19 protein-coding genes and 1 other annotated feature are annotated in these 16,242 nt (G+C 45.5%); of the genes, 6 read left to right on the top strand and 13 right to left on the bottom strand.

Features of this window, described 5'->3' with window-relative positions:
* Window positions 1–33: 33 nt before the first annotated feature.
* The 3 genes from MTR82_RS09915 (at window position 34) to MTR82_RS09905 (ending at window position 2,062) form a co-directional block, all read left to right on the top strand.
* Window positions 34–888 (top strand): site-specific integrase, encoded by an 855-nt coding sequence (locus MTR82_RS09915; RefSeq protein ID WP_246808871.1) that lies wholly within the window; start codon window positions 34–36, stop codon window positions 886–888.
* 282 nt (window positions 889–1,170) lie between these two features.
* Window positions 1,171–1,713, top strand: a complete 543-nt coding sequence (locus tag MTR82_RS09910) for a cysteine hydrolase family protein (protein WP_246808870.1) — start codon at window positions 1,171–1,173, stop codon at window positions 1,711–1,713.
* A gap of 88 nt (window positions 1,714–1,801) precedes the next feature.
* The gene (locus MTR82_RS09905) at window positions 1,802–2,062 is read left to right on the top strand and encodes a GlsB/YeaQ/YmgE family stress response membrane protein (protein WP_052651697.1); all 261 of its coding nucleotides are present in this window, start codon (window positions 1,802–1,804) and stop codon (window positions 2,060–2,062) included.
* 41 nt (window positions 2,063–2,103) lie between these two features.
* Here MTR82_RS09905 and MTR82_RS09900 read toward each other — a convergent pair whose 3' ends face one another.
* Window positions 2,104–2,751, bottom strand: a complete 648-nt coding sequence (locus MTR82_RS09900) for a lytic transglycosylase domain-containing protein (protein ID WP_246808869.1) — start codon at window positions 2,749–2,751, stop codon at window positions 2,104–2,106.
* A 148-nt stretch (window positions 2,752–2,899) separates the two neighbouring features.
* Between MTR82_RS09900 and mscL the strand changes: the two genes are divergently transcribed.
* Window positions 2,900–3,289, top strand: coding sequence for a large conductance mechanosensitive channel protein MscL (gene mscL / locus MTR82_RS09895; protein ID WP_235199132.1), 390 nt, complete (start codon window positions 2,900–2,902; stop codon window positions 3,287–3,289).
* 13 nt (window positions 3,290–3,302) lie between these two features.
* On the opposite strand, the gene MTR82_RS09890 is transcribed toward mscL, so the two are convergent.
* From MTR82_RS09890 to MTR82_RS09875, 4 genes are all read right to left on the bottom strand, one after another.
* Entirely contained in the window at window positions 3,303–3,827 is a 525-nt protein-coding gene (locus MTR82_RS09890) for an SCO family protein (RefSeq protein ID WP_246809061.1), read from the bottom strand.
* 127 nt (window positions 3,828–3,954) lie between these two features.
* Entirely contained in the window at window positions 3,955–4,083 is a 129-nt protein-coding gene (locus tag MTR82_RS09885) for a YvrJ family protein (protein WP_110925612.1), read from the bottom strand.
* A 59-nt stretch (window positions 4,084–4,142) separates the two neighbouring features.
* Window positions 4,143–4,358, bottom strand: coding sequence for a DUF2922 domain-containing protein (locus MTR82_RS09880; protein ID WP_246808868.1), 216 nt, complete (start codon window positions 4,356–4,358; stop codon window positions 4,143–4,145).
* A 24-nt stretch (window positions 4,359–4,382) separates the two neighbouring features.
* Complete coding sequence (locus MTR82_RS09875) at window positions 4,383–4,601, bottom strand: DUF1659 domain-containing protein (RefSeq protein ID WP_052651701.1); 219 nt, start codon at window positions 4,599–4,601, stop codon at window positions 4,383–4,385.
* A gap of 121 nt (window positions 4,602–4,722) precedes the next feature.
* On the opposite strand from MTR82_RS09875, the gene MTR82_RS09870 reads away from it, so the two are divergent.
* Window positions 4,723–5,181, top strand: coding sequence for a DUF2621 family protein (locus MTR82_RS09870; protein ID WP_246808867.1), 459 nt, complete (start codon window positions 4,723–4,725; stop codon window positions 5,179–5,181).
* Window positions 5,182–5,195: 14 nt separating this feature from the next.
* Here the strand turns inward: MTR82_RS09870 and MTR82_RS09865 are convergent, their stop codons facing one another.
* The 8 genes from MTR82_RS09865 to MTR82_RS09830 form a co-directional block, all read right to left on the bottom strand.
* The gene (locus MTR82_RS09865) at window positions 5,196–5,696 is read right to left on the bottom strand and encodes a CcdC family protein (protein WP_246808866.1); all 501 of its coding nucleotides are present in this window, start codon (window positions 5,694–5,696) and stop codon (window positions 5,196–5,198) included.
* Window positions 5,697–5,790: 94 nt separating this feature from the next.
* A complete protein-coding gene (locus MTR82_RS09860; protein WP_246808865.1) occupies window positions 5,791–6,501 on the bottom strand; it encodes a cytochrome c biogenesis CcdA family protein in 711 nt (236 codons plus the stop codon).
* A gap of 312 nt (window positions 6,502–6,813) precedes the next feature.
* Window positions 6,814–8,589: an ABC transporter ATP-binding protein gene (locus MTR82_RS09855; protein ID WP_246809060.1), complete on the bottom strand. Its 1,776-nt coding sequence runs from the start codon at window positions 8,587–8,589 to the stop codon at window positions 6,814–6,816.
* A complete protein-coding gene (locus tag MTR82_RS09850; RefSeq protein WP_246808864.1) occupies window positions 8,589–10,343 on the bottom strand; it encodes an ABC transporter transmembrane domain-containing protein in 1,755 nt (584 codons plus the stop codon). The genes MTR82_RS09855 and MTR82_RS09850 overlap by 1 nt, the downstream gene beginning before the upstream one ends.
* A 246-nt stretch (window positions 10,344–10,589) precedes the next feature.
* Complete coding sequence (gene argH / locus MTR82_RS09845; protein WP_246808863.1) at window positions 10,590–11,963, bottom strand: argininosuccinate lyase; 1,374 nt, start codon at window positions 11,961–11,963, stop codon at window positions 10,590–10,592.
* Window positions 11,960–13,192 carry an argininosuccinate synthase gene (locus MTR82_RS09840; protein WP_279577045.1) on the bottom strand — a complete coding sequence of 411 codons (1,233 nt, stop codon included), beginning with the start codon at window positions 13,190–13,192 and terminating at the stop codon, window positions 11,960–11,962. The genes argH and MTR82_RS09840 overlap by 4 nt, the downstream gene beginning before the upstream one ends.
* Before the next feature lie 194 nt (window positions 13,193–13,386).
* Complete coding sequence (locus tag MTR82_RS09835) at window positions 13,387–13,944, bottom strand: DUF3221 domain-containing protein (protein WP_234398952.1); 558 nt, start codon at window positions 13,942–13,944, stop codon at window positions 13,387–13,389.
* Between the two features lie 113 nt (window positions 13,945–14,057).
* The gene (locus MTR82_RS09830; protein ID WP_246808862.1) at window positions 14,058–15,005 is read right to left on the bottom strand and encodes an MBL fold metallo-hydrolase; all 948 of its coding nucleotides are present in this window, start codon (window positions 15,003–15,005) and stop codon (window positions 14,058–14,060) included.
* Between the two features lie 120 nt (window positions 15,006–15,125).
* Window positions 15,126–15,333: a binding site (T-box leader), on the top strand.
* Window positions 15,334–15,432: 99 nt separating this feature from the next.
* On the opposite strand from MTR82_RS09830, the gene proC reads away from it, so the two are divergent.
* The gene (proC, locus tag MTR82_RS09825; RefSeq protein ID WP_110925613.1) at window positions 15,433–16,236 is read left to right on the top strand and encodes a pyrroline-5-carboxylate reductase; all 804 of its coding nucleotides are present in this window, start codon (window positions 15,433–15,435) and stop codon (window positions 16,234–16,236) included.
* Window positions 16,237–16,242 lie beyond the last annotated feature (6 nt).

Here is a 16,242-nt window from a genome sequence, read left to right as displayed (position 1 = left end):
TAAAGGAAAGAATGAGAAGAGGGGTGTGACGAAATGCCTTATGGCTATGAAAAATATCGTTTGAAAAATGGCATTAGCCCGAATACGGTTGTCCATGAAGTGCAACTGATTCGAGCGCTCTTCGCCTTTTTGCGCAATACGTATAAAAAGCCGGTGGAACCGCACGAGATCCGGCCAGTTGATATTCAAAAATTTCTTCAGCAACAGCACGAAACGGGCATAAAAGACAGCACGCTGAACCGCAAGCTGATCTACATCCGCCTCTGGTTTGATTACATGTGGCAGATCGGTAAAATTCCAGTGGACTTCATGCCCAAATTCAAATTTGCTGAAAAGCTGGATTTGACGCCGGCTGATATCCATGTCAATTACGCTGAACTGCTCGAGAAAAAAGATTCGGTGCTGGAATCCAGCCAATTGTCGTTGAATGCCAAACTCCTTTTTATCTTATATATGAGAGGATTGCGCTTGCGTGATATGACTACGATTGAAGTGGATGATTTTGAAGATGCCGATGGCGGCCTTTTGCTGCCGCTTGAGAAAAAAGACGGCTATGTCTGCCAGCTTAGATTTTCCGGCACAGAAGTTCCGGTTTTGATGGAAGGCATCGAGCGAGCGGTTTTCCGCAATACGCCCTACCTCCTTTCATCAAAAGTGAAAGACGGCTATTCCATGTTCAAGATGGGCTCTCTATCAGATTATACGGAAGCCTTAACGGATTTTCTAGGCGTGCCGATCCGCTCTGGAGACCTTCGTTTCGCTTATGTCCATTATCTTTATACGGTGGAACATAAGAATTTGGAAGAAATCCAGGAAATTATGGGAGTTTCATTGGACTCCGCTTCGCGCATGCTCACAGAGTCCCTGACTCGACTAAAACAAGATTAAACCGAAAAAGCGCCTGTCCCATTGCCGGGACAGGCGCTTTTAGGATTAAATGAAGAATTCGAAATCGATGACGAAATTCAGAATGACTAATGTATGAAGCGCCACAAACAACAAGGCTTGGCGATTCAGCTTCTGCGTATTTTCATATACCATATTTCTCATCTCCTTATCTCCTTTTAAGGAGTATACTGAATTATGATTTTATTTGCAAAAGATTTTTTCTACTTTTCTTTAAATTGTTTTTATGATTAGATGAATCCATAATGGATGGGAGGAATTGGGATGAAAAAAGCATTATTGGTTGTGGATTACACAGTGGATTTTGTCGCAGACCATGGGGCGTTGACGGTTGGAAAGCCGGGACAAGCTATTGAATCGAAAATTTGCGCGTTGACAGAGGAATTTGTAGAAAATGGCGATTTCGTTGTTATGCCGGTCGATTTGCATGAACACGAAAATGAACTGCATCCGGAGTCGAAATTGTTTCCGCCGCATAATATTCGCGGAACAGCTGGGCGAGATCTTTACGGTCGCCTTGCAGAAGTTTATGAGCAGCATAAAGAAGAAATTATTTGGATGGATAAAACGCGGTATAGTGCTTTTGCCGGCACCAACCTGGAAATCATGCTGCGAGAGCGAAATATCACAGAAGTTCATATTGTCGGGGTCTGCACGGACATTTGTGTGCTCCACACTGCAGTGGATGCTTACAATAAAAACTTCGCGATCAAAGTCTATGAAGAAGCGGTTGCGAGCTTTGACGAAGAAGGCCATCGCTGGGCATTACGGCATTTCAAAAACACCCTTGGCGCTGAAATCCTATAAAATTTACTTGTACATGTTTCAAACGTCCTGAATAAGGTTATATATTCAGTGTAGCAATTATTCATAACCTTAAAAGGAGCTGGACAGAATGGGATTTATATTATTTTTGATCATGGGTGGTATCATCGGATGGCTTGCGGGTCTAATCCTCGGCAAAGACATTCCTGGAGGCATTATCGGGAACATTATTGCAGGGATTATCGGTGCATGGCTTGGTAGCTTGCTGCTTGGAGACTGGGGCCCAGAAATCTGGGGCGTATTTATCATCCCTGCATTGATTGGTGCTTTAGTCCTTGTCTTCGTATTGAGCTTGATCTTAGGTTCAATGAGAAAAGGCCGCAGAGCATAACCACAGGCATAAAAAAAAGCGGGGCACCTGCCCCGTTTTTTTTATGGCGTTTTAAATTGCTCTTCATACAAATGATAGTAATGCAGAATGTCCTTTACATAAGTTTCACTATGATTGTATTGGAAAATCGCGGTTTCCAAATCGCCGTCCGCCGCTCCATATTTTGATAAGAAGTTGGCTGCGCTATATAAAGCATCGGTTAAATCATAGGGATCTGCCACGCCGTCGCCGTTCCCATCGACTCCGTATCCACCGTATTCTTTAATGACAGCGGGATCGGTTTTCTCTTCCTCCGATATTTCCCCTTCCCCTTTTCCTGAACAGGTTGGGTGCTGCCAACCGACGAATGTACAGGGCATAAATTGCAAATGCCCCTCAGCGCCAACTGGCGATAACATTGGATCCATCGTTGAAAATTTGGTTTCAATGCGATGGTGCGCAGCAAGCAAAGTCCACGGAATGCCGTACGTTTCGGCCGCTTCTTTGTACAACGGAATGTTTTCTTTTGGGACTTCCAGTTCAAATAATTGCTGGGGTGTTTCTTTAATCGTATGAACAATATCTTCCGGGTTAAACACATAAAAAACCACAATCGCGAGTGTGGTCATCACAAGCAATACCGGCACCAGGAAGATCAAAAACCAGATCCGGATCCGTGTTGCCAGGCTCTTCTTTTTCTTTTTCTTCATTTCCCCACACCTATCACATATTTCCCCTAGTTTACCATAAAGTTTTTTATTTTTCTTTTGGAAAATAAAAACAGCCTGCCATTTTCCATTAATTGTGCCTAGCCAAAGGATGCCATTTCGGTATACTTAAAGAAAGGTGGTGATAAACATGTGGGAAGATTTTAAGAAATTTGCGTTAAAAGGAAATGTTTTGGATCTGGCTGTCGCGGTTGTCATCGGGGCAGCATTCGGTAAAATCGTCTCTTCTCTTGTTGAAGACATCATTATGCCGCTTGTTGGGATCTTAATCGGCGGTTTCAGTGTCGAAGATTTAACCTATTCTTTGAATGGCGTAAACCTTCGTTACGGCGCTTTCGCCCAATCGGTCATCGATTTTTTCATCATTGCATTCTCTATATTCTTAGTGATTCGATTGTTTACGAAATTCAAGCGCAAAAAAGATGTGCCTGCAGAGGAAGAACCAGAAGTGCTCGACAAAAAAGAAGAGCTTCTTGTGGAAATCCGCGATTTGCTGAGCAAAGAAAAAACCGGTCTCTAGGGACCGGTTTTTTTCATTCGATTAAATTTTCCAAGTCTTTGACGATGTCATCCACCGGCACTTCTTCGAAACCATCGTAATTATGGGCGACCTTGCCTGCCTGGTCAACGAGATAAAAGGAAGTTCCGTGTACGACCTGATTGCTGTTCGGATCATCTTTGACAAAAGCTTTAAAATTTTCTTTCGCAAAATCCGCAATCTCCTGCTGACTGTAGCCAGTCAACAAATTCCATTTGGAGTCATCCGGCACGGAGAAGTTGGCGAGGTATTCCGCCAGTTTCTCAGGCGTATCCTCTCTCGGATCCACACTGAAAGCAATAATTTTGTAGTCTTCGATGCCTTTTTTGATCAGTTCTTCTTGAATTCCTGCCATATTGAACGTCATTGGCGGACAAACCGTTTCACAATTTGTAAAAACAAATGTTGCAAGCCATGGCGTGCCTTTTAAACTTTCCAATGACACCGTTTCGCCTCGCTGGTTTGTATGCGAGAAATCGTCAATCGGCTGATCTCCGCATGCTGAAAGCAATAAGACCATAGCGAAAAGCACGAGCGTTTTAAAACCTTTCAATTGCCTGCCCCCATTCTTCTGCTCTATCCATCTTATCGAAAGGGATCGCTGAATTCAATATTTCGGGGCTCTCCTTTATCACAATTCTGTGAAGTCAGGATGTCTTCAAGGTGATGAGCGCGTCGTGTATTGCGACCAGCTTCGCTTCCACCCGGTGCATCAAATAAAATGACACAAAGATCGGAAATCCCACTTCCTGAATTAAACGCATCCATTCATCCATCGTTTTTCACCTCGTTCCTATATTAAAAAGCTCTCCTTTTTAAGGAGAGCCCTTGCTGCTTATAATGGATAATCGGTGACATTCCGTTCTACGAGCCGGGCTGCCTTCGCTTTTGCAAAAGCGTAGCCTTCCACTTCAAAGATATTTTGCGTAATGATCGTCTGCATGCCTGCGTTTAATTCTTGCGGCGAGATATCTTCACGCGGTTCTTCAACTGACAGCGTCACATCTTTTCCAGCTGCTGTTTCAAAAATCAATTCCAGTGTTTTGGCCATTTCCTATTCCCCCTATGTTTTGGATTACGCGAAGATGTTCAAGCCGGATTGTTTCTCAACAAGCATCATCGGTTTTGTGCCGAAGTCTGCCAATACGACTGCCACTTCATAAATCTGTGTAGCTCCTGCTGCTTCTGTAACATTGTGGTACGCTTTTACTTTTTTCTTTGGTTTGCCTTTGCTGTCTAAGCCAAGGTCAAATGTGCAGCGGATGCTTGCACTTTTAAATTCGCTGACTGCCATGTTGATCACCTCCTTTCATTCGCTATATAGACACAAATGAAAAAAGAAGATACCTTTTTAATGAATTTTTTAAAAAACCCTTCTATAATAGGAACAGGTATGAATAAATGAGGTGAACAACATGGCACTAGAAGGTTGGTTTTTGTGGTTTATTTTATTCTGGGGCGCTGTTTTAATTGGCAGTTTTGCCATAGGCGGATATTTCATGTTCCGCAAGTTTCTTAAATCGATGCCAAAAGAAGATGGGCTTTCAGATTTAAACTGGGAAGAATATTATGTGGATAAAACCATCCATTTATGGGGCACTGAAGAAAAAGCAATGTTGAATGAATTGGTCCAGCCTGTTCCAGATCTTTTCCGCCCAGTAGCCAAGCAGAAAATTGCCGGCCGGATCGGACAGATTCTATTAGAGGAAAATGTGAAGTCAATGAAACTTGAACATATCATTCGAGGCTATATTTTAGCTACGCCAAAGAGGGACCATAAATTCCTCCGCAAAAAACTGGCTGAAATGCAGATCGATGTGAGCCCTTATGAAGTCTATTTCAATCAGGAAAATCAAAAGGCCGTATCCCAATAAAAAAGCGCAGCCCCTTAATTCGGGACTGCGCTTTTTATTTTATTCGTCATTTTCCGATATTGCAGATACATAGCCAAGCGCCAAGGCACGATCATACTGAACGCCAGGATAAAGAACATGCCCCCAAGTTCGCCTACGTCAATGCTTGCACTCAATACCACTTTGGCAACGACGCGAATCAATAATAAACCAAATAAAATGAACATAAAGGCTTTAGACTGTTTCAAGTAAATATCGCCGTCGCGCACTTCAAATTTCGACGTCCAAATTAGGACCGTCGAAAATAGTATGCCCACTAAACAGGCTTCCAGGATTTGCATCGGATGCACCCGGAAAAATGGGAAGATGAACATCAACGCGCCGGTCGACATAAATAATGGCGGCAAAACGATCTTTTTGATAGAAGCCGGCTTTTTCGCCGATTTGCTGCGGACAAACATCGCCAAGACCCCCATGCCAAGTGCGCCGACAGTCGTCACAATCAGCATTATTTCAGGGGAGATCATATCAAACATCAAACCCCACCTTGTTTCCTCGTTTTAATAGTAATTTGTTTTTCATACTTACACCCGCTTAATCAGCTTTTACTGATGATAATCATACCATCATTTAAAACCCTTGGAAATCTCCAAAAAGTGGACCTAAAATCCGGATAATGTAGGTCATGCCGTCGAAGAAAAGAAGAATGCCGACTGCAATCATGACATAACCGCCGATTTTCATGATTTTGTTGCTGTTTCTGCGCAGCCATCCGGTTTGTGCGACGAAGAACGACAACACAAAGAATGGAATCGCAAATCCAAGGATATACGCGATCATATACCAGATCCCTGAACCCGGATTTGTTGCCGCCAGCGCATAAATTGCTGCTGTAATCGGTCCCGTACAAGGCGTCCATCCGGCGGCAAAGGCAACGCCGATGATAAATGTTCCAAGAAAACCGGATGGCCGGTTTTTAAATGAGAACTTCCGGTCCTGCATGAGGAATTTTGGCGTAAAGACGCCGACGATCATCAGTCCGAAAATCACAATAAAGATGGCACCCAATTGGCGGATCAAATCATCGTAGCGCAAGAACCATTCGTAGAAGAACGATGTGCTGAATCCAAGCGCAATAAAAATAGTTGAAAATCCTAAAAGGAAAAACAAAGTATGGTACATCCCGCGCCGCTGCATTACCTTTTTGTCATTTTTAATCTCATCGATCGTCATCCCGGTTATATAAGATAAAAATGCTGGATACAGCGGCAGCGTACACGGCGAGATAAAGCTAAGAAATCCTGCTCCAAACGCCAAAAACAAGTTTATATCAGCAGCCACTATCGGTCACTCCTTATCTTTGCTCCAACTGCAAGAATCGACTTGCGCGTCAAAGTCCAATTGAATCCACTGCTGCTCCCCAATTTCCAATGAGCATAGTTTCTCTTTTTTACTCCTCCCATCTTACCAAATAATCTCGCTCAAAACCGCCTCTTTGCCTGTGACATATTTGTGGACATTGATTTTTGCCTTATTTTCCTTTTTTTATTACTGGTTTTTTCTTTTTTTAAATAAACCTTATGTAGTTTTCTACATGTATTTCAAGAGTGCTCACCCTATATTTTTGAACACAAAAAAGCGGCCGAAGCCGCTTTACATTGTTTCTACTATTCCGTTTTGCAGTAAATACATTTTATGGTAAAGTCCGCGTTGTGATAGCAATTCTTGATGCGTGCCGCGTTCGACGATTTCGCCATGATGCAGGACTAGAATCTGATCAGCATCTTGGATCGTACTGAGCCGGTGCGCAATCGCAATCGTCGTCCGCCCTTTTCGCATGCGTTCAAGCCCTGCCTGGATCGCAATTTCCGTTTCCGTGTCAATATTCGCTGTCGCTTCATCCAGCACTAAAATTTTCGGATTCGTTGCCATCGTCCGGGCAAATGCCACCAGCTGCCGCTGTCCGCTTGAAAAAGTCGAACCCCGTTCTGTGACGTCCTGCCGGTAGCCGTTTGGCAACGCATGGATAAACCGGTCAGCTTGGACAAATTCAGCCGCTTCCTGCACTTCTGCATCCGTCATCTTTTGGTTATGAAGGCGGATATTGCTTTCGATGCTGCCATAGAAAAGGAAGGGATCTTGCAGCACCAAACCGATTTTCTTCCGGAGCTCCTGAGATTCGTAATTCTTAACCGATTTCCCATCAATTAAGATGTCTCCTTTTGAGAATTCATAAAAACGCATCAATAAATTGATGATTGAACTTTTGCCGCTCCCCGTATGGCCGACAAGTGCAACTGTCTCGCCAGGCATTGCCGTAAACGAAATATTTTTCAGCACGTCTGTTGTGCCGTCATATGAAAAACTGACCCCTTTAAATTCAATCCGGCCATCTTCTATCGTGCCAGCCGTGCTGTTTTGAGCAGGCGCCAAGTCGTCTTCGTCCAGGAGCGAAAAAACACGCGCTGCAGCGACGATCGCTTGCTGGAAAATGGAAAGCCGCTGCATGACTTGGTTGATCGGCTCAAAGAACCGGTCAATATAGGTCACAAAAGCATAAATCACTCCGACTTCAACGGTATTTGAAAAAGAAGTGATGCCAAAATAACTCAATAAAATAATTAGCGCCAATGCATACACCAAATCGATTGCGGGCCGCAGCAGCAATCCGTCAATTTTGATGTTGCGCTTTCCTGCTTGCCAGTGCTGCTCGTTGATGCCACTGAATTCATCTTTCAAACGCTCTTCCTGCCCTAATGCCTGGATCATGCCCATCCCTTGGACGGATTCTGAAATCTTGGCATTCAATTGCCCAAGCCGCTCGCGCAGATCCTGATAAAACACGGAACTGTATTTACGGTACAGATACATGATCCAAAACAGAATCGGCAAAAGAACGAGCGAAATGGCCGCCAATTTCACGTTCAGGAAAAACATCGCAATATAGACGCCGATAATCAAGAAAGCGCTCTGGAGAAAGCCGATCAAGACGCTGACAAACATTTCCTTGATCGCTTCCGTATCATTCGTCACTCTTGAAACGATGCTGCCGGCCGGCGTTTTGTCAAAATAGCGCATGCCGAGATTCTGGACTTTGGCAAAAACATCGATGCGCATTTGCTGAATGATCTTTAAAGCCGCTTCCTGGAATTTCAATAATTGAAAATAACTGATCACCACATTGGAAATTTGGATGAATAAATAGCCTATTGCCAGGCCAACGACCGGGCCTGTTGGAAAATTGCCCGGCGTCAGAAAATCATCGATAAACGTTTTAATGATGAATGGCCCCAACACATCTCCTAAAACGGTCAATACCAGAAGCAGCATAGCAAATGCCAGCATTTTCTTGTGGGGAACCAAATAAGTCAAAAGGCGCTTAAACACAATCCATTGGTCTTTGCCGGTAAGCGTCGGCTGTTTTTCCATCATACCTCGCCTCCCTGCTCAACGAGCGCCTCTAATTGCTGGAGCTCATACATTTCATAATAACGCCCTTTTCTCCGCATCAATTCATCATGGGTACCAATCTCCGCCACTGTCCCTTCGTCCATGACGAGGATTTGATGTGCATGTTGGATCGCACTAAGGCGGTGCGACGTAATAATCGTCGTCTGCCCGCTGCGCGTTTCTTTTAACGACGACAAGATGGCTTCTTCCGTTTTTGCATCAACTGCTGACAACGAATCGTCTAAAATCAGCAGTTCCGGCTTCATCATTAACGCACGGGCGATTGAAATCCGCTGTTTCTGCCCGCCGGAAAGAGAGACGCCGCGTTCTCCGACCACGGTTTCATAGCCATGCGTGAAATTCAGGATATCTTCATGGATATAAGCGAGTTTAGCCGCCGCCTGAACTTCCTCCATCGTCGCGTCCGGCCGGGCAAATGCAATATTGCCGGCAACTGTCGTTGAAAACAAGAAATGCTCCTGCGGCACATAGCCGATCGCTTCGCGCAAGTTCTGTTTTTTGTATTCATTGATCGGAATGCTGCCGAAGGTGATTTCACCTACGTATTGATCAAATTCCCTCAATAATAAACGCAGGATGGCCGATTTCCCGGATCCGGTCTTTCCTGCAATGCCAAGGGTTTCGCCGCGTTTTAAACGGAAATGGATATTTTGGAGAGCTGCCCGCTCATCATTGGTGAAATGAAACCGGTCAAGTGCAAATACCAGGTCTCCTTTCGGCTCCAGGTCAACGGCGTCTTCCTGGTCTTCAATTTCCACCGGTGCAGAAAGCAAAAGCCGGATGCGGTCATAAGACGCGCGGCCGCGTTCGACGATATTGAATAGCCAGCCAAATGCGAGCATCGGCCACACCAGCAATCCAAGATAGGCGGTGAACGCGACAAGGTCGCCGATGGTCATGCTGCCGGAAACGACAAAATACGATCCGAATCCAATCGCCAAAAGGTAGCAAATGCCGATGATGGCCGAAATGGTCGGATCAAACAGCGAATCGACGCGGGCCACTTTAATATTTTCATCGACTACCGTATGAGACAGCCTTTTAAAGTCTTCGATGTCTTCATTTTCCTGGCCAAAAGTCTTGATCACTTTCATGCCGGAAATGCTTTCCTGCGTCTTGTCATTCAAACTCGAAAAGGCTTCTTGTGCTTTGTGGAAACGCTGATGCATCAGTTTGCCGTAATAGTTTGTCATGAAAGCCATCAATGGGAGCGGGAGCAGGACAATCAACGTTAATTTCCAGCTGACCGTGAGCGCCATGGCCGCAATGACAAACCCGCCGGTAGCCAAGGAATCGACAAGAGTCAAAACGCCGGCCCCTGCAGTCTGCTGGACGGCTTGAATATCATTCGTTGCATGGGCCATCAAATCGCCGACCCGCCGCTTCTGGTAAAACGCCGGAGACATCCGGGTAAAATGCCGGAAAAGCTGTTCCCGTAAATTTCTTGCCAAAAGAATGGAGGATCCAAAAATCATGATCCGCCATGCGTAGCGAAGCGCGTACATGGCGAGTGCAGCACCCGCCAGCACTCCGAGCCACATCAGCAAATATGAAACTGTCAGCGTCCCTTTGCTGATTTCATCCACCACAAAACCGATAATCCTCGGTGGCAACACTCCAAGAAATGCCACAATCAACAGCATGAAAATACCGCCAGCATAATGAAGCTTCCGTTCTTTAAAAAACCATCCTAACTCGAAAAACACACGCATATTCTCTTCCCCTTGCTGTACGATATGGAACTGCATAAATTGAACAAGATATACTTTTATTATTCTATCAATACCGTTATGGAAAAGGAATAACTATTTCGATTTTTGAAATAAATCAGACTCATGACTGAGATTGCTTGTATAAAACAGCATAAAAAAACGGAATTCCTAAGGGGGATAGGAATTCCGCTCAAAAGGCGCCGATAGCGGGTACCAAGCGCTACGGCTTTATAACATTGGACTTGATTACCCGATGAGTTGCTTGGCAAGTCCCAACTGGTGGTGTACTTGTTCAAAGCCTGTGCCGCCGAGTGAGTTGCGGCGTTTAACAGCGGTTTTGGGCATTAGCGTCTCATAAATATCTTCGTCAATCAAAGCACTTGCTTCTTGAAGGTCGGCAAGCGGCAGATCTTTTAAATAATAGCCCCGCTGGATGCACGTAAAGACCAGTTTCCCGGTGACGTCATGCGCTTCACGGAAAGGCATGCCTTTCGCTGCCAAGTAATCGGCAAGTTCCGTGGCATTGGAAAAGTCGGAATGGACCGCTTTTTCCATCGAATCCGTCCGGACAGTCATCGTACGGACCATGCTTTCAAATATCGGCAAAGAGCCCATCAAGGTATGGACAGTGTCAAACATGCCTTCTTTATCTTCCTGCATATCCTTATTGTAGGCGAGCGGCAAGCCTTTCAAAGTTGTGAGCAAACCAAACAGATTGCCGTAGACACGGCCGGTTTTGCCGCGGATCAGCTCTGCCATATCAGGATTTTTCTTTTGCGGCATGATGCTCGAACCGGTGGAAAAAGCGTCATCCAATTCAATGAAGCGGAATTCTTCGCTCGACCAAAGAATGATTTCTTCCGCAAAACGCGACATATGCATCATCAGCATTGACGCGTTGCTTAGGAATTCGACGATGAAATCACGGTCGCTGACAGCGTCCAGGCTGTTCTGGTAGACGCCTGAAAAGCCGAGCAGGCTCGCTGACAGTTCCCGGTCAATCGGGAATGTCGTCCCTGACATCGCTCCTGCGCCAAGCGGCGAAAGGTCAATGCGCTTGAGGGATTCCGACAAACGTTCCTTATCGCGCTGGAGCATCCAGAAATACGTCAGCAAATGATGGCCGAATGAAATCGGCTGTGCCCGCTGAAGATGGGTATAGCCCGGGACAATCGTTTCCACATGGCTTTCTGCCTGATCCACGATTGCCGCCTGAAATGCAGTTACAGCTTCTATTATTTCTGTTACCCGGTTTTTCAAATAAAGATGCATATCGGTCGCTACTTGATCGTTTCGGCTTCTCGCTGTATGGAGCTTGCCGCCGACCGGACCGATTTCATCGACCAGGAATTTTTCCAAATTTAAATGAATGTCTTCATTGGCTACACTGAATTCCAAATCTCCAGCTGCCGCTTTTTCTTTCAGCGTCTCCAGCCCGGATAGGATGAGCGCCGCATCTTCTTTTGAAAGAATGCCGGAAGCCGACAGCATGTTGACATGGGCCGTGCTGCCTTCTAAATCTTCAAGTACAAGTTTTTGGTCAAAGGAAATCGAAGCGCCGAACTCATCCACCCACTGTTCGGCCGATTTCTGGAAACGGCCTCCCCACAGTTTGGTCATGACTGAACGCCTACCTTCACATTTTCAGGGATCGCGACTTCTTTTTTATTGACCTGCGCATTGACGACCGTCGGAAGCCCCCACAATTCAATGAAGCCGACAGCCGATTCATGGTTGAATGTATCATCCGTTGAATAAGTAGCCAGTTGTTCGCTGTAAAGAGAATTTGCTGACTTACGTCCTTCAACGATGGCATGGCCTTTAAACAATTTCACACGCACCGTACCGTTGACGAAAGTTTGCGTTTCTTCTAAAAAGGCTTGAAGCGCTGTACGAAGCGGCGAGAACCAAAGGCCTTCGTAGATCAATTCGGTCAATTTCTTTTCAATTACCGGCTTGAAATGCGCCATTTCTTTAACAAGTGTAATATCTTCGAGTTCTTTATGTGCCGCAATCAATGTCATCGCTGCAGGAGCCTCATAAATTTCACGTGATTTGATGCCGACCAGGCGGTTTTCTACATGGTCGATTCTGCCGACGCCGTGCTTGCCTGCAAGCTTGTTCAATTCCAGGATCAAGTTCGCGAATGAGTAAGAAACACCGTCTAATTGGACGGGAACGCCGTTTTCAAATTCAATTTCCACGACATCCGGCGTATCCGGCGTATTTTCCAACGCATTTGTAATGTCATATGCATCTTCCGGCGGCGCAGCCCATGGATCTTCTAGAATGCCGCATTCGTTCGCGCGGCCCCATAAATTTTGGTCAATCGAGAATGGGCTGTCCAAATTGATGGGAATCGGCACATTGTTTTCTTTCGCATAAGCGATTTCTTCATCACGCGACCATGCCCAAGCACGAACCGGCGCAACCACTTCAAGTGCCGGGTTCAATGATTTGATGGAAACTTCGAAACGGACCTGGTCATTGCCTTTCCCCGTACAGCCGTGCGCGACTGCAGTCGACCCGGTCGCTTCGGCAATTTCCACCAATTTTTTCGAAATCAATGGACGGGACAAGGCAGACACAAGCGGATATTTGCCTTCATATAACGTATGCGCCTGCATGGATATAAGTGCATATTCATTCGCGAATTCTTCTCTTGCATCGATCATATAGCTTTCAACCGCTCCTACTTGAAGCGCTTTTTGTTTAATAAAGTTTAAATCTTTGCCTTCCCCAATATCCAGGCAAACAGCGACGACGTCGTAGCCTTTTCCTTTCAGCCACGGAATGGCCACCGATGTATCTAATCCACCTGAGTATGCGAGTACGATCTTTTTATTCAATATGAAAACCTCCAATGTATTTTTATGCATTATCTAATATGAATATTCATATACTAACATGGAATATTTATTAGCGCAAGTGAATTTAATTACATTGAAGCAAAAAAAGAAAAGCAGCCGCAGCTGCTTTTCTTGTTGAAATATTCGCACAAATTCAGGATTTCCTACTAACACTTAAGATTGGCAAAGAAAGCTTATTCTCCGCCAATTGTATATTCATGTGTATCTAAGTCGATTTTGACTTCAGACATTTTGCCATTCTCCATATTAGTGAACAGGAAGCCGATTTCGTTTTCGCGGACAATCGGCTGGCCGAGCATCAACAAGCGCGGCAGTTTCTCGCCTTCGATAAAAGCGGTCAAAGCTTCGGCCTGTTCCACTGATGCTTCATCTTCCTGGATGGAAACCGTTTCGGCCTTGCCTTCCATCGGGAACGAATCTTCGAGCGGCCCTTTATAGTCTACGACCACTTTCATGCCCGTGCGGATATCGCTGATCACGCCGTCTTTCTGTTCCTTGCCGTCATCATGCTTTATGCTAACTTCTTCCGGAATCGTAAAGTAAATATTGTTGACGAGAATCTGGTCGGTAGTCACTTGCGTGATAAATCCTTCTTCCGTCATCGCTTGCTGCTGCTCCGTCGCAACTTCTTCTTTTTTAGGTTCTTCCACTTTCGGCTTTGCCTCTTCATCATTTGAACACGCGGCTAAAAATAACAAACTTGTCATCACCATTGCGAATTTCTTCAACATAACCCATTCCTTTTCGTGTTAATCTCAGTTGTGCTGTCCATATTTAGAAAAGTCCAACGGCTTCATTTTACCCTCTAACCTGCCATTACGCAATATCAAACGAAAGAAGGGCGCTACGCTTTTTGGTAATAAAACAGGCCGTCGCTGTCCAGCCTTTCGGTAATGAGCCCATCTTCCAAAAGATAATCGATCTGGCCAATCGTTTCGGAAAGCGTCAATCCGAGTTCTTTCACATACGCATGCGGGAACAATTCCTTAGCAAGCATATAAACTGTTTTTTCCTCGTGCGCAATCATGTTCAATACTTTCATGGCCCGGAGATGCTGCTTTTCCAAACGGGAAGAGATCAATTCTTTCATATTGTAGACTTCTTCACCATGTCCGCTGTAAATGACCTGGATCGGCATTTTCAATAGCCGCCCGAGCGACTCATTGTATTGAAGCAATGATTTTGGCCGCCCCTGGTCCGGATCAAGCGGCGGTTCAATCAATGGATTGGACGATACTTTTGCAATGACATGGTCGCCGCCGATCATTTCGCCCGTTTCTTCATTCCAAAATGACAAATGGCTTTGCGCATGGCCCAGTGTCTCCATGGCTTTCCATTCCGCATGGCCTGGCAGGGCATCCCCTTCGTTAATCGACATGTCGAGCGGCCGGCTGCCCATCAGATTCAGCGGCCGCTTCATCTTTTTGACCCAGTATTCCAAGTCATCCGGCACACCTTCTTCTTTTAAGCGTTCCAAATAGAAGGCATCGTGGTATTGAAAAAAGGCTTCATCTCTCCTTAACCATAAATCGTTATAGGGATGTCCATACAATTTTGCATTTTCAAAACCATCCACCCAGCCAGCGTGGTCGGGATGGTGGTGCGTTAAAATCACTTGTTCAATATCCTGCGGGCGCAGATTCACTTCACTAAGCCCCGCTTTTATCGCTTCCCATGCTTCTGGCGTTTTTGGCCCCGCATCGATTAACGTCAGCGCGTCGCCTTTTAATAAGTAGGAGTTTACATCTCCTACGGCAAAAGGTGTCGGAATAATAATCTTATGTATACTCATAAATTCAGCTCCTTAAAGAATGAATGGCTATTCATCTATCATACAGCTTAAGAACCGTGTCGTCACGCCTAAAAGCCAATTGACAAACGTTCAACCCACCCCCTATAATGGCAGTTACATAGCCGAGCGAAGAAAAAGACCAGTAAAGACGGTGATGGTGTAAAGAGAGTGCACTGATGGTGAAATGTGCATCCCCGCTCCCTTCTTGAACCTACTTTTGAGCTGCCGTGAAAACACGGACGTTTTATCCGCGGTAAGGATTTCGAGTCGTGCCGTTTATCGGCAAACTTAGGTGGTACCGCGGAAACCAAGCGTTTTCGTCCTTGCAGATGCTGGGACGGATGCGCTTTTTTTATTTGGCGCTTCCCCGGATTTTTAGAGTATGCGCAAACTTATATTATGACTTTTGACAAAGGACGTGAGGCAAATGAATATTGTATGTGTAGGCGCCGGTTCAATGGCAGAATCCATGGTTCATGGATGGATTCAAAAGAAGATTTTGAAACCTGAAGAAATTGCGGTGACAAACAAGTCCGATAAAGAACGGCTGGAATTCCTAAAAGACGAATATGGCGTGAAAATCGTCCAGGAAGAAAAGAATGAATTGAAGAATGCGGATTTCATTTTATTGGCTATGAAGCCTAAAGATGTGGAAGCCGCTTTAACGAGCATTAAAGACAAGCTTTCAGGAGATGCTGTCATTTTATCGGTAGTGGCTGGCGTTTCGATCCAGACCATCCAAAAATACGTCGGCAATTTGCCGGTGGCGCGCGCAATGCCAAATACGTCGGCAAAGATCGGCAAATCCGCTACCGGTGTGGCCTGGAGCCGCTACGTTTCCACAAACCAGCAGCACGATTTGCGAAACTTGCTGTCGTCGATCGGCGGCGTCACTGTCGTAGAAGAAAGCCAGCTTGATGCTGTAACGGCAGTGGCCGGCAGCGGCCCGGCATATATCTATTATTTTGCAGAAGCGATGACGGAAGCGGCTATACAAAATGGCCTGTCCCCTGGCGATGCCAAAAAATTGGTCCGGCAGACATTTTCCGGAGCTGCCGATATGCTGCAGCACGAGGATTTTGCTGAGCTGCGGAAAAAAGTCACGAGCCCGAACGGAACAACTGCTGCAGGCATCGCTGCGCTTGAAAAAAATGACTTCAAGGGAATCGTCAGCCAATGTGTCGAACAAGCAGCGGCCAGATCCCAAGCTTTGGGACGAGAGTTTGAATAAGGTATT

This window comes from Planococcus ruber (assembly GCF_022819085.1).
Classification (GTDB): domain Bacteria; phylum Bacillota; class Bacilli; order Bacillales_A; family Planococcaceae; genus Planococcus; species Planococcus ruber.
Note: the sequence above shows the minus strand (reverse complement) of the source record. Positions and strands in the feature narration are given on the sequence as shown.

What these genes read in the sequence shown, in the direction of transcription:
- MTR82_RS09855 (WP_246809060.1), bottom strand. Translation starts at nt 8,589, where the DNA reads ATGGAAAAACAGCCGACGCTTACCGGCAAAGACCAATGGATTGTGTTT.
- MTR82_RS09885 (WP_110925612.1), bottom strand. Translation starts at nt 4,083, where the DNA reads ATGGATGAATGGATGCGTTTAATTCAGGAAGTGGGATTTCCGATCTTT.
- MTR82_RS09880 (WP_246808868.1), bottom strand. Translation starts at nt 4,358, where the DNA reads ATGGCCAAAACACTGGAATTGATTTTTGAAACAGCAGCTGGAAAAGAT.
- argH (WP_246808863.1), bottom strand. Translation starts at nt 11,963, where the DNA reads ATGACCAAACTGTGGGGAGGCCGTTTCCAGAAATCGGCCGAACAGTGG.
- MTR82_RS09910 (WP_246808870.1), top strand. Translation starts at nt 1,171, where the DNA reads ATGAAAAAAGCATTATTGGTTGTGGATTACACAGTGGATTTTGTCGCA.
- MTR82_RS09900 (WP_246808869.1), bottom strand. Translation starts at nt 2,751, where the DNA reads ATGAAGAAAAAGAAAAAGAAGAGCCTGGCAACACGGATCCGGATCTGG.
- MTR82_RS09835 (WP_234398952.1), bottom strand. Translation starts at nt 13,944, where the DNA reads ATGTTGAAGAAATTCGCAATGGTGATGACAAGTTTGTTATTTTTAGCC.
- MTR82_RS09850 (WP_246808864.1), bottom strand. Translation starts at nt 10,343, where the DNA reads ATGCGTGTGTTTTTCGAGTTAGGATGGTTTTTTAAAGAACGGAAGCTT.
- proC (WP_110925613.1), top strand. Translation starts at nt 15,433, where the DNA reads ATGAATATTGTATGTGTAGGCGCCGGTTCAATGGCAGAATCCATGGTT.
- mscL (WP_235199132.1), top strand. Translation starts at nt 2,900, where the DNA reads ATGTGGGAAGATTTTAAGAAATTTGCGTTAAAAGGAAATGTTTTGGAT.
- MTR82_RS09915 (WP_246808871.1), top strand. Translation starts at nt 34, where the DNA reads ATGCCTTATGGCTATGAAAAATATCGTTTGAAAAATGGCATTAGCCCG.
- MTR82_RS09890 (WP_246809061.1), bottom strand. Translation starts at nt 3,827, where the DNA reads ATGGTCTTATTGCTTTCAGCATGCGGAGATCAGCCGATTGACGATTTC.
- MTR82_RS09830 (WP_246808862.1), bottom strand. Translation starts at nt 15,005, where the DNA reads ATGAGTATACATAAGATTATTATTCCGACACCTTTTGCCGTAGGAGAT.
- MTR82_RS09905 (WP_052651697.1), top strand. Translation starts at nt 1,802, where the DNA reads ATGGGATTTATATTATTTTTGATCATGGGTGGTATCATCGGATGGCTT.
- MTR82_RS09865 (WP_246808866.1), bottom strand. Translation starts at nt 5,696, where the DNA reads ATGTTTGATATGATCTCCCCTGAAATAATGCTGATTGTGACGACTGTC.
- MTR82_RS09875 (WP_052651701.1), bottom strand. Translation starts at nt 4,601, where the DNA reads ATGGCAGTCAGCGAATTTAAAAGTGCAAGCATCCGCTGCACATTTGAC.
- MTR82_RS09870 (WP_246808867.1), top strand. Translation starts at nt 4,723, where the DNA reads ATGGCACTAGAAGGTTGGTTTTTGTGGTTTATTTTATTCTGGGGCGCT.